12 protein-coding genes are annotated in these 14,155 nt (G+C 60.5%); 5 read left to right on the top strand and 7 right to left on the bottom strand.

What is annotated here, in order from left to right; translation table 11 throughout:
* Positions 1 to 21: 21 nt before the first annotated feature.
* The 3 genes from AGR7B_RS14785 to AGR7B_RS14775 all read right to left on the bottom strand — a co-directional run bounded on the left by AGR7B_RS14785 (position 22) and on the right by AGR7B_RS14775 (position 3,294).
* Positions 22 to 1,185, bottom strand: coding sequence for a dihydrodipicolinate synthase family protein (locus AGR7B_RS14785; protein WP_080857167.1), 1,164 nt, complete (start codon positions 1,183 to 1,185; stop codon positions 22 to 24).
* A 10-nt stretch (positions 1,186 to 1,195) separates the two neighbouring features.
* Positions 1,196 to 2,338, bottom strand: coding sequence for a Gfo/Idh/MocA family protein (locus tag AGR7B_RS14780; protein WP_162934164.1), 1,143 nt, complete (start codon positions 2,336 to 2,338; stop codon positions 1,196 to 1,198).
* 245 nt (positions 2,339 to 2,583) lie between these two features.
* Complete coding sequence (locus tag AGR7B_RS14775) at positions 2,584 to 3,294, bottom strand: TetR/AcrR family transcriptional regulator (RefSeq protein WP_080857166.1); 711 nt, start codon at positions 3,292 to 3,294, stop codon at positions 2,584 to 2,586.
* Between the two features lie 117 nt (positions 3,295 to 3,411).
* On the opposite strand from AGR7B_RS14775, the gene AGR7B_RS14770 reads away from it, so the two are divergent.
* The 4 genes from AGR7B_RS14770 to AGR7B_RS14755 all read left to right on the top strand — a co-directional run bounded on the left by AGR7B_RS14770 (position 3,412) and on the right by AGR7B_RS14755 (position 7,692).
* Positions 3,412 to 4,701 (top strand): ABC transporter substrate-binding protein, encoded by a 1,290-nt coding sequence (locus tag AGR7B_RS14770; RefSeq protein WP_080857165.1) that lies wholly within the window; start codon positions 3,412 to 3,414, stop codon positions 4,699 to 4,701.
* A gap of 6 nt (positions 4,702 to 4,707) precedes the next feature.
* Positions 4,708 to 5,661 carry a carbohydrate ABC transporter permease gene (locus AGR7B_RS14765; RefSeq protein WP_003520181.1) on the top strand — a complete coding sequence of 318 codons (954 nt, stop codon included), beginning with the start codon at positions 4,708 to 4,710 and terminating at the stop codon, positions 5,659 to 5,661.
* Positions 5,654 to 6,529: a carbohydrate ABC transporter permease gene (locus tag AGR7B_RS14760; RefSeq protein ID WP_020809242.1), complete on the top strand. Its 876-nt coding sequence runs from the start codon at positions 5,654 to 5,656 to the stop codon at positions 6,527 to 6,529. Before AGR7B_RS14765 ends, AGR7B_RS14760 begins: the two co-directional genes overlap by 8 nt.
* An 86-nt stretch (positions 6,530 to 6,615) precedes the next feature.
* The gene (locus AGR7B_RS14755; protein WP_080857164.1) at positions 6,616 to 7,692 is read left to right on the top strand and encodes an ABC transporter ATP-binding protein; all 1,077 of its coding nucleotides are present in this window, start codon (positions 6,616 to 6,618) and stop codon (positions 7,690 to 7,692) included.
* 172 nt (positions 7,693 to 7,864) lie between these two features.
* Here the strand turns inward: AGR7B_RS14755 and AGR7B_RS14750 are convergent, their stop codons facing one another.
* Genes AGR7B_RS14750 through AGR7B_RS14735 form a run of 4 tightly spaced genes read right to left on the bottom strand, consistent with a single transcriptional unit; the run spans position 7,865 to position 12,597 of the window.
* Positions 7,865 to 8,653 (bottom strand): sugar phosphate isomerase/epimerase family protein, encoded by a 789-nt coding sequence (locus AGR7B_RS14750; protein ID WP_080857163.1) that lies wholly within the window; start codon positions 8,651 to 8,653, stop codon positions 7,865 to 7,867.
* Complete coding sequence (locus AGR7B_RS14745) at positions 8,650 to 9,666, bottom strand: hydroxyacid dehydrogenase (protein WP_080857162.1); 1,017 nt, start codon at positions 9,664 to 9,666, stop codon at positions 8,650 to 8,652. The genes AGR7B_RS14750 and AGR7B_RS14745 overlap by 4 nt, the downstream gene beginning before the upstream one ends.
* Positions 9,663 to 11,540 carry a DUF2264 domain-containing protein gene (locus AGR7B_RS14740; protein WP_080857161.1) on the bottom strand — a complete coding sequence of 626 codons (1,878 nt, stop codon included), beginning with the start codon at positions 11,538 to 11,540 and terminating at the stop codon, positions 9,663 to 9,665. The genes AGR7B_RS14745 and AGR7B_RS14740 overlap by 4 nt, the downstream gene beginning before the upstream one ends.
* On the bottom strand, positions 11,533 to 12,597 hold the full coding sequence (locus tag AGR7B_RS14735; protein ID WP_080857160.1) for a LacI family DNA-binding transcriptional regulator: 1,065 nt from the start codon (positions 12,595 to 12,597) through the stop codon (positions 11,533 to 11,535). The genes AGR7B_RS14740 and AGR7B_RS14735 overlap by 8 nt, the downstream gene beginning before the upstream one ends.
* Positions 12,598 to 12,709: 112 nt before the next feature.
* On the opposite strand from AGR7B_RS14735, the gene AGR7B_RS14730 reads away from it, so the two are divergent.
* Positions 12,710 to 14,017: an ABC transporter substrate-binding protein gene (locus AGR7B_RS14730; protein WP_065656074.1), complete on the top strand. Its 1,308-nt coding sequence runs from the start codon at positions 12,710 to 12,712 to the stop codon at positions 14,015 to 14,017.
* Positions 14,018 to 14,155: the final 138 nt, after the last annotated feature.

Below are 14,155 nucleotides of genomic sequence, written 5' to 3'. Positions count from 1 at the left end.
GGTATCTCCCCTTGTTTTGCTTCACCCGATGCCACGGACGGCCAGAAACGCCTTCATGCGCTGCGTCGCCAGATCCGGCTCGGCGAGCACATTGGCCCTGTCCGCCAGCCGGAAAAGCTCAGCGAAATGCTGCGTGGAGCGGGTGCTTTCCTGCCCGCCGACCATGGTGAAGTGGTCCTGCAACCCGTTGAGATAGGCGAGGAACACCACGCCGGTCTTATAGAAGCGGGTCGGGGCCTTGAAGATATGGCGCGACAGCGCCACCGTCGGCTCCAGAATATCGAAGAACTCGTTGTCCGCCCCGCGCTTCAGGCAGGCCAGCGCTTTCGAAGCCGTAGGCGCTATGGCGTCGAAAATGCCGAGCAGCGCATCCGAATGGCCCTTCTCGTCACCGGCGATCAGTTCGGCATAGTTGAAATCGTCACCGGTATACATGCGCACGCCTGCGGGCAGGCGGCGGCGCATGACGATTTCCTTTTCCTTGGAGAGAAGCGAAATCTTGATGCCATCAATCTTGTCGGCATTCTCCTCGATCATGGTAAGGCAGGTTTCCATCGCCGCCATATGGTCGCCAGCCCCCCAATAACCCTCAAGCGCCGGGTCGAACATTTCGCCCAGCCAGTGGATCACCACTTTCTGGTCGGCATGGGATAAAACCCTGGCATAAGCCTTGAGATAATCATCCGGCGAGCGGGCGGCAGCGGCCAGAGCACGGCTCGCCATCAGGATTACGCGTCCGCCTTCTCCCTGAACAAAATCAAGCTGTTCCAGGTAAGAGTCGACAATCTGGTTTAGGTCGTAACCGCCGCCATTCAAATGATCTGTTCCGACGCCGCAGGCAATCAGCGCATCCTTGCGATTGGCCGCCTCCTTCAGCGAACGGGAAATCAGTTCCTGCGCCTGCGGCCACGCCAGCCCCATACCGCGCTGGGCCGTATCCATGGCCTCGGCAACACCGAGGCCGAGATCCCACAGGCGGTGACGGAAACGCAGCGTCGCGTCCCAGTCGATGGCGGGCGTCAGCCATGGGTCGTTATCGGCAAGGGGATCGGCCACCACATGGGCGGCGGCGAAGGCGACGCGGTTGAAATCCGCCGCACTGCGTTTTTCAACCGCGACCGGCGTGCCTGATAGTCTGTAGACTTCAATGCTGCGGTCGTCCTTCGGAAGCTTGAGTTCGCTCACCGTCGCCTCCTCAGGAAAGGGCGGGAACGTCGAGCCAGCGGCGTTCCTTCCACGATTTCAGTCCAAGCTCCGCAAGCTGCACGCCCTTCACGCCTTCCATGAGGCCATAGGGCCACGGATCGTTGTTCACCAAGTGGCGAACGAACATTTCCCATTGAGCCTTGAAGCCGTTGTCATAGACGACATTGTCCGGCACCTCCTGCCAGGTCTTGTAGAAATCGATGGTCTGCGGCTGGTCGGGGTTCCATACCGGCTTCGGTGTGTTGGTGCGGTGCTGGGTAAAGCATTTTGTCAGGCCCGCTACTGCCGAACCATGGGTGCCGTCCACCTGGAAGGTCACGAGGTCGTCGCGGCGCACACGCACTGCCCAGGAAGAGTTGATGTGGGCGATGACGCCGCCTTCCAGCTCGAAGGTGGCATAGGCGGCATCGTCGGCATCCGCCTTATAGGCTTTGCCCTGTTCATCGAAACGTTCCGGAATATGGGTCGCGCCGAGGCAGCTGACGGATTTCACCGGCCCGAACAGGTTGTCGAGCACATAACGCCAGTGGCACAGCATATCGAGAATGATGCCGCCGCCATCTTTCAGACGGTAATTCCAAGAAGGGCGCTGCGCCGGCTGCCAGTCGCCTTCGAAAACCCAGTAACCGAACTCGCCGCGCACCGAGAGGATTTTCCCGAAAAAGCCGCTGTCGCGCAGCATGGCGAGCTTGCGAAGGCCGGGCAGGAACAGCTTGTCCTGCACAACGCCATGTTTGATGCTGGCGCTTTCGGCAAGCCGCGCAATCGCCAGCGCCTCTTCCATCGTGTCGGAAATCGGCTTTTCGCAATAGACGTTCTTGCCCGCCTTGATGGCTTTCTCCAGCAGGCTGCCGCGCATCTGCGTCGTGCCGGCATCGAAGAACAGCGTATCATCGGGGTTTGCCAATGCGGCGTCGATGTCGGTCGTCCAGCGCGCGACATTGTGCTTTTTGGCGATTTCCTCGATCTTTGCGCCGTTGCGGCCGACCAGAATGGGGTCGAGCATGACCCTTTCGCCGTTCTTCAACAGCACGCCGCCCTGATCGCGAATGGCGAGAACGGAGCGCACGAGATGCTGGTTGTAACCCATGCGGCCGGTGATGCCGTGCATGATGACGCCGATACGTTTCATGAATTTCCTCCCAAGGCGGCCTCTTCTCGAAAGCCGCTTCCGTCAAACATGGCAATTTGTAACCATTTGGTTATTTGTGGTCGTGAAGGATGCGATCTGTCAAGGTGTTTTTGACAGGAAAAATTCATGGTCTGACGACCGTTGCGTTTTTGTGTTTCCACCGCGCCGCAAAAGAAAACGACGCGCTTCGCGGATGCGAATGGCGCGTCGTCGCTGTTGTTAAAGAGGAATTCAGTTCGGCCGGCTCAGACCGGCCGCACTGCAGCAAGCAGGGTGTCGACGATATGCTGGCCCCAGCGTTCCAGCTCGGCGGGGTCTGTCAGGTCGCGCTGGAAGATCGTCGACAGCGTGAACCGGTTGGAAAGATAAAAGGCGCCGAGCGAAGCGATGGTCAGATAGACGTCGATCGGATCGAGACCGTCACGAAATTCGCCCGCGTCGCTGCCGCGCCGCAGCACGTCTTCCAGCTCTGAAATGAAATTCGAATGCATCGCCGTAATTGCCGGAGATTGCCTGAGATAGCGGGCTTTATTGAGGTTTTCCGTGGCGAGAATGCTCAGGAATTCGGGATGGTCGAGGAAATAGTGCCAGGTGAAAAGCGCAAGCTCCCGCAAGCCCTCCGAAGGGGCCTTGCGGGCCAGGTCAAGCCGTCTCTCGGTATGGCGGATATGGCGGTAGGCGTCTTCCAGAACGGCGAGATAAAGCGCATCCTTGTCGCCGAAATAATGGTAGATCATCCGCTTGTTGGTGCCGGCGCGCCGGGCGACGACATCGATTCGCGCCCCTGCCAGCCCCTTGGCGGCCACCTCGCGGCGGGCGGCTTCGAGAATGGCGGCGCGCGTTCTTTCCGGGTTTCGCACCTGTGTCGTCGCGCGTTTGCGCTTGGGTGACGGCGTTTTCTCCATGGCCGCATCGGGAGCAGGATCGGACGGCTGGTTTTTTGTCGTTTCTTCCATTTCAGCACCCGCTTGACAATGTTTGCGATCAGTGTTCCCATGTAACCAATTAGTTATAAAACGGCAAGTGTCGTTTACGTTCATCATCAATTGGCAGTCAATAGGGAGGAGTTGCCAATGCCCGTGATGCTTCAGAGGAGAGGTGTGCTTTCAGCGGGGCTTGCGGCCCTGTCGCTTGCAACACTGGGAGGTGGTTCAGCGCAGGCCCAGGCCGCGCGCCTTCGCATGTTGTGGTGGGGGTCGCAGGAACGCGCCGACCGCACCAACAAGGCGATAGCAGCCTATAAGCAGGTCAAGCCGGATCTCGATATTGCCGGTGAATTCGCAGGCTGGAGTGATTATTGGCCGCGCCTTGCCACGCAGGTGGCGGGCCGCAACGCGCCTGACCTGATTCAGATGGATTATCGTTACATCTTCGAATATGGTCGTCGCGGCGCGTTGGCACCCCTCGATGAATATATCGGCAAGGGCCTGAAGATCGAGGATTTCGGCAAGATGAACATCGATTCCGGCCGGGTCGATGGCAAGCTTTACGGCATCAATCTCGGCGTCAATTCCAGCGCCGTCTTCTTCGACAAGGCGGCCTGGGAAAAATCCGGTGCGACACCGCCGGCGATCGGCCAGACCTGGGAGGAGTTTGCCGAAAATGCCGCCAAGCTCAGCAAGAACAAGCCGAAGCCGGGTTATTACGCCACGGCGGATGCCAGCGGCGTGGAGCCGAGCTTCGAGAACTGGCTGCGCCAGAACGGCAAGTCGCTTTACACGCAGGATGGCGGCATCGGCTTCGATCCTGCCGATGCGACCAAGTGGTTCACTTTGTGGGCGGATCTGCGTAAGAGCGGCGCCTGTGTGCCGGCCGATGTGCAGGCGCTCGACCAGCTTAACATCGAAACGAACCCTTTGACGACGGGCAAGGCGGCAACCGCATTCGCCCATTCCAACCAGTTCGTCGGTTATCAGAAGCTCAACAAGTCCAAGCTTGCCATAAGCTCCTATCCGAAGAGCACCAAGGATGGCCCTTCCGGCCATTATCTGAAACCCTCCATGCTTATCAGCGTCGCCAATGGCAGCGCCGGCATCGAGCAGGCCGTCGGTTTCATCAACTTCCTTGTGGCCGAACCGCAGGGCATCGATATTCTCGGCGTCGAGCGCGGCGTTCCGGCCTCGGAATCCATGCGTAGCCAGTTGAGCAGCAAGCTCGACGAGGTGAGCAAGACGATGGTGGACTATATTGCCGAGATTACCCCCGGCGTCGGCGATCTGCCGCCGGCGCCGCCTCCGGGTGCCGGCGAATTCGCCTTCGTCCTCAAACGCACGGCGGAGGAAATCGGCTTCGGCAAGATCACGCCGGAAGAGGGCGGTGACCGCCTCGTCAAGGAATCCGAAACCGTTATCAAACGGAAGTGATGGTTTATGGCCTTTCGATCTGAAACTCTTGTGGGGGAGAGCCGTGGCGCGGCTCTCCCGAAGCGGGGCGGCGTGAAGCGGATTTTCGACCGCAACATTCACGCCTACCTGTTTCTGCTGCCCTGGCTGATTGGCTTTTTCGGCCTCACCCTCGGTCCCGCGCTCGCCTCGCTTTACCTGTCTTTCACGAATTACGACCTGTTGCAGTCGCCGGACTGGGTGGGGGCGGCAAACTATGTGCGCATCGCCACGGCCGATCCGAAATTCGCCGCAGCCATGCAGGTCACCTTTACCTATGTGCTGCTGTCGGTGCCGCTGAAGCTGATCTTCGCGCTTTTGGTCGCGCTCGCCTTCAACCGCGGCATCAAGGGGCTGACGCTCTATCGGGCGATCTTCTACTTGCCGTCGCTGCTCGGTTCGAGCGTCGCGATTGCCGTGCTCTGGCGCCAGCTTTTCGCCTCTGACGGTCTCGTCAACATGATCCTCTGGCAGGCCTTCGGTTATGAAGGACCAAGCTGGATTTCCAATCCGGATTATTCGATCTACACGCTGGTCATCCTGTCCGTCTGGCAGTTCGGTTCGCCGATGATCATCTTCCTCGCGGGTCTGAGACAAATCCCGCAGGATATGTATGAAGCCGCCGAAATCGACGGTGCAAGCAAGGTGCGGCAGTTCTTCCGCATTACCCTGCCGCTCCTGACGCCGGTGATCTTCTTCAACGCCGTGATCCAGACCATCGATGCCTTCAAGGCCTTCACACCGGCCTTCATCATTTCCGAAGGCACCGGCGGTCCGATCAACTCGACGCTGTTCTACACGCTTTATCTCTACCAGGAAGCCTTCGGTTTCTTCCGCATGGGTTATGCCTCGGCGCTTGCCTGGATTTTGGTGATCATCATCTCGCTGTTCACGGCCTTCTCGTTCCTCAGCGCGAAATACTGGGTGCACTACGATGACTGATGCTGTTACCGCCCCCCGGCCGGGCCAGGGCCCGCAACGTTCGCCGCTGAAATCGGTGATGCTCCACACGGCGCTGATCATCGCGTCCTTCGCGATGCTCTATCCGATCCTGTGGATGATATCGGGTTCCTTCCGGCCGCAGGACGAGCTGTTCGGCTCTTCCTCGCTCATTCCCTCGGCGGTGGATGTCGGCGGTTATATTCGCGGCTGGACCGGGCTGCAGGTGAGCTTCGGACAGTTCTTCTGGAACTCCTTCTTCATCTCGGTGCTGGCCACCATAGGAAACGTGGTCGGCTGCTCGCTCGCCGCCTTCGCTTTTGCCCGGCTGCGTTTCGGCGGGCGCAATTTCTGGTTCGCGCTGATGCTCGGCACGCTCATGCTCCCCTATCACGTCGTGCTCATTCCCCAATATATCCTGTTTCTGGAAATGGGCTGGGTGAACACCTCGCTGCCGCTGATCGTGCCGAAGTATCTCGCGACGGACGCCTTTTTTATCTTCCTGATGGTGCAGTTCTTTCGCGGTATCCCGCGTGAACTGGACGAGGCGGCTGTCATGGATGGCTGCTCGCCCTTCCGCATCTACTGGAAGATCATGTTGCCCCTGTCGCTGCCGGTTCTGGCGACGGCCGCGATCTTTTCCTTCATCTGGACATGGGACGATTTCTTCGGTCCGCTGATTTATCTGAACGACATCAACACCTACACCGTGCAGCTCGGCCTCAGATCCTTCGTGGATTCCACCGGCAGCTCGGACTGGACCTCGCTTTTCGCCATGTCCAACCTGTCGCTGGTGCCGGTCTTCCTGTTCTTCCTGTTCTTCCAGCGGCTGCTGATCGAAGGCATCGCCACCACCGGAATGAAACGCTGAACAGAACCCGCATCGGGAACGCATTTTAAGACAATCAACACTGTCGCTGCCGCCCTGCATGCGGCGCGACAGTCGGGAGAAACAGCATGGCAAGCAGCATTACGCTCGAAAAAATCGTCAAGCGGTTCGGCGCTTTTCCGGTCGTTCACGGCATCGATCTCAAGATTGAGCCGGGCGAGTTCACCGTTTTCGTCGGCCCCTCGGGCTGCGGCAAATCCACGCTTCTGCGCATGATCGCGGGGCTTGAGGAAATCTCCGAAGGCGACCTGCGTATCGATGGCGAAAGGGTGAACGAAACCGCCGCCTCCAAGCGCGGCATCGCCATGGTCTTCCAGTCCTATGCGCTCTATCCGCATATGAGCGTCTACAAGAACCTTGCGTTCGGGCTGGAGACGGCGGGTTACAAGAAACCGGAAGTCCAGGCGCGGGTGCAGAAGGCCGCCGATATCCTGCAGATCGGCCCGCTTTTGCAGCGCAAGCCGAAGGCGCTTTCCGGCGGCCAGCGCCAGCGCGTCGCCATCGGCCGCGCCATCGTGCGCGAACCGAAAATCTTCCTGTTCGACGAGCCCTTATCCAACCTCGATGCGGAACTGCGCGTGCAGATGCGCGTCGAAATCGCCAAGCTGCACCAGACGCTCGGCAGCACCATGATCTATGTAACGCACGACCAGGTGGAAGCCATGACCATGGCCGACAAGATCGTCGTGCTGCGCGACGGCCGCATCATGCAGGTCGGCCGCCCGCTCGATCTCTACAACAACCCCTCCAACCAGTTCGTCGCCGGTTTCATCGGCTCGCCGAAGATGAATTTCCTCTCCGCGAAAGTGGCTTCAGGCGACAGTTCCAACCGCACCATCGAAGTGGCCGGCCAGCGCATCGTGCTGGAAAAACCGGTCGCCGCGCAACAGGGCGAACCGCTCACCTTCGGCGTGCGCCCGGAACATGTGAACCCGCAGGTGCAATCCGCCTCTCTGGGTGAGGCCTCCATCCAGCTCGTCGAACATCTCGGCGGCTCAACGGTGGTCTACACCGCGACCCCCGACGGCCAGCCCGCCACCGTGCTGCTGGACGGCCAGCGCCATATCCGCATCGGCGAGACCATTCCCTTTGCGTTCGATCTTTCTAAGACGCATCTCTTCGGGGCGGATGGGCGGCGGATATGAGAACGAGTGGGTGATCCGTCTCACCATAGGGCGGCTAACGAAGTCCGCAAAGCTTGCGTTCGTCATCCTCGGGCTTGTCCCGAGGATCTGCAACGTATTGATTTTGTTCAACGTGATTAGATCCCCGGCACAGGGCCGAGGATGACGTCGCGCGCGAGGTTTCGATCGTGCGCTAATCTGCCGCTCTGTGGCCAGCGAGTATCTTGCTTAGCGTCGCCGCATCTTCCCCAAACTGGCCGATGTCATCGCCCCTGACGAATTCCAGCATCGCATAGGCCGGTTTCGTCCATTCGCTCTCCGGCAATGCATTTACGCACGCCCGCCAATAATCCACGTGTTCGTGAAGCGGCAGGCGGCTGGTGTCGGCGAGCCAGGCGAAGACGTGGAGATGGCAGATGCGTGGGCCGAGTGCGGATATTTCCGCGAGTGCGTCTTCCAGGGGCAGGCCGGGGGCGGGTTGCCAGTAGAAAAACAGGTTGGGCATCGGCAAATCCTGCATGAGTTGCAGGGCCGAGGGCAGGGTGTCCGTCAGGGAGTTGGGGTGATATTCGAGGCCGATTGTGATGCCATGGTCGTGCGCCCGGCGGGCGATTGTCGCCAGCGCTTCCGTTGCCGCGCGGCGTTCTCCGGGGGAGTAATCGGCAGATGGGCGTCTGCGGCTGCCGGGCCAGATGCGGATATGGCCGGTGCCGAGGGCCTTTGCGGTTTCGAGCACGGCGGTCACATCTTCCGGCGCAAAATCCGGCGCAAAGATATAGGAGCCGTAGGAGGAGACGGAGAGGCCGGCTTCCGCCGTCCGCGCCGCAACATCCCTTGCATTTTCGAGATCGCCGGGCGGTACATGGATATCCGCGCCCCATTCGATGGACCTGATGCCGTTTGCGGCGGCAAGCTCGATGACTGCCTGTGGCGACAGGGAGCGAAAGGTGACGGAGCAGAGGCCCGGCTCGAAAAATCTCATGCGATCAGTTCCAGATGTTCCGGCCGCACCTGCTGTTGCAAGGGTGCCGCGCGGCAGAAGCGTTCGATTTCGGCAATCGCCATGTCGCCGAGCCTTGCGCGTTCAAGCCCGGTGGCGCCGGCGATATGCGGTGTCAGGAACACGTTCGGCAGGCTGTAAAAGGGTGAATCCGGCGGCGGCACTTCCGGGTCGGTCACGTCGATGACGGCTTCGATGCGTCCGGTTTTCAGTTCGGCCAGAAGCGCGTTTTCATCCACCAGTGCGCCGCGCGCCGTATTGATCAGGGTCGCGCCGTCCTTCATGCGGGCAAGCGCTGCCGCACCGATCATATGCCGCGTCTGCGGCAGGGAGGGTGCATGCAGCGAAATGACATCGCTCACCGCCATCAGCTCCTCGAGCGACACAAGCTGCACGCCGAGCTTTTCCGCCTCCGCAGCGCTTAGAAGCGGATCGAAAAGGATGAGGTTGAGATCGAAGGGCTGCAACAGATTGATGACGCGACGTCCGATGCGCGATGCGCCGACGATGCCGACCGTCAGGCCGAGATTGCCGATGGCCTGCGCCTGTAACAGCTCGACAGGGGCGCGGTCGCGATGCTCCAGATAAAGGCGTCGGAAGCGGAAGGTGCGCTTGCCGGCGAGCAGGATCATCGCCAGAGAAAATTCGGCGACCGGCTGTGCATTCGCCTCCGCCGCGCTGCACACGGTAACGCCACGATCGAACACCGCTTGCGACAGGAAATATTTGACCGTGCCGGCGGCATGGGAAATCAGCCTGAGGCGCGGCATCAGCGCCAGCTCCCGCGCGCCGATATCCGGACAGCCCCAGCCGGTCAGAAGAATATCCGTCCTCGCCAGCTGCTCCTTCACGGAAGCGGCGTGGAAATCGCAGATCCGCCCCGTGTCGAGAATATCGACGCTCTGTGACAGCCTTTCGAGCGCCTGCGGTGTCAGCACATGCTGGGTTCGCTCCGGGTCCATGGCAAGACTGAGACGCGGAAGCGGGCTCGTCATTGCGGCTCTCCCGTTGCCGCCATGCTGCTGACCGGAACGCCCCGTTCCGTAAACAGGCGGTCGAGCGCCTCCATATCCGGAAGTGCCGGAACTGTCGCCAGCGCTGTTTCGCTTTCTGGCCCGGTCACCCCGGCAAAGACCGCGCAGGCAAGCAGGGTTTCGCCCGCCGGAATCTCGCCCCGCAGTTGCGGCACCGTGGTCTTGGCGTTGATGAGATTGGTGTTGGGCAGCGCCTTCAGTGCCACGCCGTGGCGGGTAACGCTCGAACCGAGATCGACGATGGCGGATATGTCTGTGCCGCAATCGGCGGTCGCCCGGCCGGTCTCTTCGCGCACGGCATCGCGGTCGCCGTCGTTGCGGTTGATCGCGAAGCCGCCTTCCGTCACCGAAAGGGCGCGGGCAGAGGTGATCCGGTGCAGCCTGATATGCCAGCCGCCAGCCGCAACCAGCGTCGTTTCAACCGCCACATCCGGGAACGGCTTCCATGTCGCCCGCAGGCTTTCCCCGGCCAGCAGAACCTTCTCGTTGGTTTCGCGCACGCGGTAATGCAGGCCATCTTCGGAGAAGGCCAGCATATTGTCGAAACCGTTGGTCCTGAAACCGCGCTCATCCACTTCGACGCCGAAACCGTAACGGGAGGAATAGGCGAATTTGGCATATTTCTCCGGTCCGCCGCGCATGGAGAGGTTTTCCTGCCCGCTGCAAAGCGCCGTGATGTTGCCGCTGGTCCGCATCATCACCATGCCGGGATGAATGAGTGGCTTTGGTTTTGCCGATGTTTCGGGCTGCTTTTCCTCTGCCTGCCAGAAGGGATGGCTTTCCGGCAGGGCGAGCGGCAGGAAGGCCTTGAAGGCCCAATAGGGCGAGCCCGCTGAATTATAGCTTTCCGACATGGTGAGCTGCGGATAGGCGTAGCCAATGGAAAGCACGCCGTCGCGGTCGGCAATCGGGTTTTTCGCCCACCAGCGCAGATGTTGCAGATAAAGCCCCTTGATCTCGCCCCAGGGCAGCGCCTCCTCATCGGCAAAAGCGAGACCGGCCCAGAAGCCGCCGCAGGCGAAGCGGTAGGTCATTGAGCGGCCGAAGGCGAGCGTGCCGCCATCCTCATCGAACCAGCTGGCGAAATCGCCGGCAAAGAGGCGCGCCCGTTCCCGGTAGCGTGCGGCGTAGGCATCGTCAGGCTTGCTGAGTTTCGCGTAGATCAGGCCGTAAAAATGCATGGCAAAGGCGATGTAATGGTCGATGCGGCGGTAATTGCCATCGCGATACCAGCCGTCGGCGATATAGAATTCATCCAGTTCCTTCTGGAATGTCTGGGTCAGGCTGCGGTCGAAATCGATGCCAAGATGATCCAGCGCCATATCGACCATCACCCGGAAAAACTTCCAGTTATTGTCGGCGTAATTGCGCTCGCGCGCCGTCAGCAGATAGCGGCGCACATTGTCTTTCTGCGCGTCGGAGAGCGGTTCCCACAGGTGCTGCGGCGCAAGCCGCAGCGCAAAACCAAGCGCGGCAAGCTCCACCAGCCGCTGATCCCTTTGGCGCACGTCGCCCCAATATTCGGGATGGGAAGGGTCGGTGCCGTTGGCTATTCCCCGCGCCAGAAGCGGCCAGTGGTCGAAATGATCGCCGCTCAGCGCAAGCGGTGCGATGCCCCAGAGCGGCCGGGCAAAACCTTCCAGATCGGCCGCCGCCCGGTCGAAATGCGCGGCGGCGCCGCTGAGCGTCACTCTTGCGCCGCCCGGCGAAAAATAGGGAAGAAGCGGCGCAAAACTGTCATCCAGCGCTCGTCGGACATCGGCGCGACTTTTGAGCGGATTGCCGTGCAGCGGATTGAATCTGGCCATGGTGGGCTTATTCATGGTGTCATGCATCGCGTGCCGCCTTTCCCGTCTTTTTCGCCTTGCCGGCCGTCTGCCCTTCCACCAGCTGCACGCCAAGTTGTACCTGGCGGGCATTGGCGGAGGGTTCCGTCAGCCGGCGGCGCATCAGTTCCACCGCCTCGCGGGCGATTTCGCGACGGTCGACGCGGATCGTGCTGAGACGGGGGGTGGAGAGTTCGGCAAAGGGCAGGTCGTCGAAGCCGATAATGGAAAGATCGTCCGGCACTGCGAGGCCAAGTTCCTGCGCCGCCCCCAGCGCGCCGAGCGCAATCGCGTCATTCATGCAGAAAATGCCGGTGAGTTCGGGGTTTTTGGCCAATAGCTGGCGAACGGCATCGCCCGCCTGTCCGAAGCCGCTATCCGCCGTCGAAAGCAGAAACTCCTCATAGGTCGTTCCCTCTTCCTCGAGGATCGTGTGGCGGAAACCCCGCATACGCTCCCTTATGGTGTGGCGATGATGCGGGCCGATATAGGCGACCTTGCGGTGGCCGAGTTCCAGCAGCCGCCGCGCCGCCAGCGCGCCGCCGTAAAAATTGGAAGGGGAGACGCAATCCAGCATCATCGAAGGATCGGCGCTGTTGACCAGAACCGGTTGCAGCACACCCTGCGTGATGCGGTGGATGATTTCATCCTCGGGATCGAGGCCGATGGCGAGAAGGCCGTCCACCTCGCAGACCCGCTGGGTCAGCGCGTCATCCACCTGTTTCTGGTGCAAAAGCCGGATGTCGAGTTCGAAACTGTCGGTCTGGGCAAGGCTGCGCAGCATGTCGAAAATATCGTGATAAAAAGCGCCGATATCGCCGGTCGCCCTTTCGGCGGACATGAGTGCGAGGATTTTCTTGCCCTCCAGCGGCACGCCGCCGGTCTGGTTCGCGACCGGTCGCAACGGATAACCGAGCTCCGCGGCCACCCCCAGAACCTTGGTCTGGATCGACGCGCTGATACCTTTTTCTCCCGCAAGAACGCGCGAGACGGTGCTGATGGAAACGCCGGCGCGCTGGGCGATATCCGACTGGCGCGGGCGGCTGATGTCGGGCGTATCGTTCATATCGTCTCCTGCGCTTGCAAAAAATTCTGATATGATGCAAATATTGCAAACAAGGAAAATTTGCAAGAATTTTAATACTCAATGAAAAATTTGCAAAACGCGGGAGGAGCAGATGCAAACTATCGACAGACGTGGATTTTTGGTGACGGCGGCGCTGGCCGGTCTCGGCGTGGTCGGTCTTGGTGCAGTGGGGGGCGGTTTTCGCGCGGCCGCGGCTGAGACCCGGCTTCGCTGCGTATGGTGGGGATCGGCCGACCGCAGCAAGCGCACCAACGACGTGATCGCCCTTTACCAGAAGGCTAACCCGCAAACGGAAATCAGCGGCGAAATGATCGCCGGCTCCGATTACTGGACCAAGCTTGCGACATCGATGGCGGGGCGCAACGTCGCCGATATCTTCCAGCTCGAACCTTCCACCATCGCCGATTATTCCGGCCGTGGCGCCTGCATGGAGCTGGACCAGTTCGTCGGCAAGTCGCTCGATCTTTCCACCTTCGGCAAAAGCGAGGTCGATCTCTGCCGCATCGATGGCAAGCTTTACGGCGTCGGCCTCGGGCTGAATTCCTTCTGCATGATGTATGATGCCGACACGCTGAAGGAAGCCGGCGTTTCCGTGCCGCAGGACCAGATTACCTGGAAGGCGCTCTCGGAACTGGCGCGCGATTTCAAGAAGAACGGTCCGGCAAAACGGAATTATTGGGCGGTGCCCTATGGCGCGCGTTATCATTATGTTTTCGATGTCTGGCTGCGCCAGCGCGGCAAGCTGCTGTTTCAGGACGGCACCATCGGCTTCAACAAGGAAGATGCGAAGGAATGGTTCGCCTATTGGGAGGATCTGCGCGAGAACAAGCTCTGCGTTTCCGCCGATATCCAGACGCGTGACGACAATACCATCGAATCCAACGCCCTGACGCTTGGCAATTCGGCTATCGGCTTTGCTTATTCCAACCAGCTTGTCGGTTATCAGAAGCTCAATAAACAAACGCTGTCCATCGGCATGCTGCCGGGTGAGGGGCCGGGCAAGCCGACCGGGCATTATTACCGGCCGGGCCTCATCTGGTCCATTTCGTCCACCTCGACCAATGCGGAAGCGGCGGCGAAATTCATCAACTTCTTCGTCAACGATCTGGAAGCCGGCAAGGTGCTGGGCGTCGAGCGTGGCGTGCCGCCGGCCAAGGTCGTGCGCGAGGCTTTGTTGCCGAGCCTCAACGAGACCGAGCGCAAGACGGTGGATTATATCGAAAGCCTGTCGGGCAAGCTCGATTCCTATCCGGAACCCGCGCCGATCGGCGCCAACGAGTTCGACCGCGGCGTGATGCGCCCCATTGCCGATTCGCTCGCCTTCGGCCGCGCCAGCGTGGATGAAGCGGCGCAAAACCTCGTCGACACCGGCACGCGGACCCTGCGCAAGCGCGGCTGACGACGAAACGGGCACCGCCGCGCGGTATCGAGACCGTGTGGCGGTGCTCTTTTTTGTGAAGTGACGGGGGTGAATGGCGCTTCACGCCTTTCAAAAGCACCAGCATGACAAACAGCACTGGACAAGTGCATGGCATTT

Origin of the sequence: Agrobacterium deltaense RV3 (genome assembly GCF_900013505.1) — a bacterium.
Lineage (GTDB): Bacteria > Pseudomonadota > Alphaproteobacteria > Rhizobiales > Rhizobiaceae > Agrobacterium > Agrobacterium leguminum.
The sequence above is the reverse complement of the archived record's forward strand: the minus strand, read 5'-3'. Positions and strand labels throughout refer to the sequence as shown.

Coding starts and splice junctions, on each gene's coding strand:
- AGR7B_RS14780 (WP_162934164.1), bottom strand. CDS start 2,338: ATGAAACGTATCGGCGTCATCATGCACGGCATCACCGGCCGCATGGGT.
- AGR7B_RS14775 (WP_080857166.1), bottom strand. CDS start 3,294: ATGGAAGAAACGACAAAAAACCAGCCGTCCGATCCTGCTCCCGATGCG.
- AGR7B_RS14770 (WP_080857165.1), top strand. CDS start 3,412: ATGCCCGTGATGCTTCAGAGGAGAGGTGTGCTTTCAGCGGGGCTTGCG.
- AGR7B_RS14765 (WP_003520181.1), top strand. CDS start 4,708: ATGGCCTTTCGATCTGAAACTCTTGTGGGGGAGAGCCGTGGCGCGGCT.
- AGR7B_RS14760 (WP_020809242.1), top strand. CDS start 5,654: ATGACTGATGCTGTTACCGCCCCCCGGCCGGGCCAGGGCCCGCAACGT.
- AGR7B_RS14755 (WP_080857164.1), top strand. CDS start 6,616: ATGGCAAGCAGCATTACGCTCGAAAAAATCGTCAAGCGGTTCGGCGCT.
- AGR7B_RS14750 (WP_080857163.1), bottom strand. CDS start 8,653: ATGAGATTTTTCGAGCCGGGCCTCTGCTCCGTCACCTTTCGCTCCCTG.
- AGR7B_RS14745 (WP_080857162.1), bottom strand. CDS start 9,666: ATGACGAGCCCGCTTCCGCGTCTCAGTCTTGCCATGGACCCGGAGCGA.
- AGR7B_RS14740 (WP_080857161.1), bottom strand. CDS start 11,540: ATGCATGACACCATGAATAAGCCCACCATGGCCAGATTCAATCCGCTG.
- AGR7B_RS14735 (WP_080857160.1), bottom strand. CDS start 12,597: ATGAACGATACGCCCGACATCAGCCGCCCGCGCCAGTCGGATATCGCC.
- AGR7B_RS14730 (WP_065656074.1), top strand. CDS start 12,710: ATGCAAACTATCGACAGACGTGGATTTTTGGTGACGGCGGCGCTGGCC.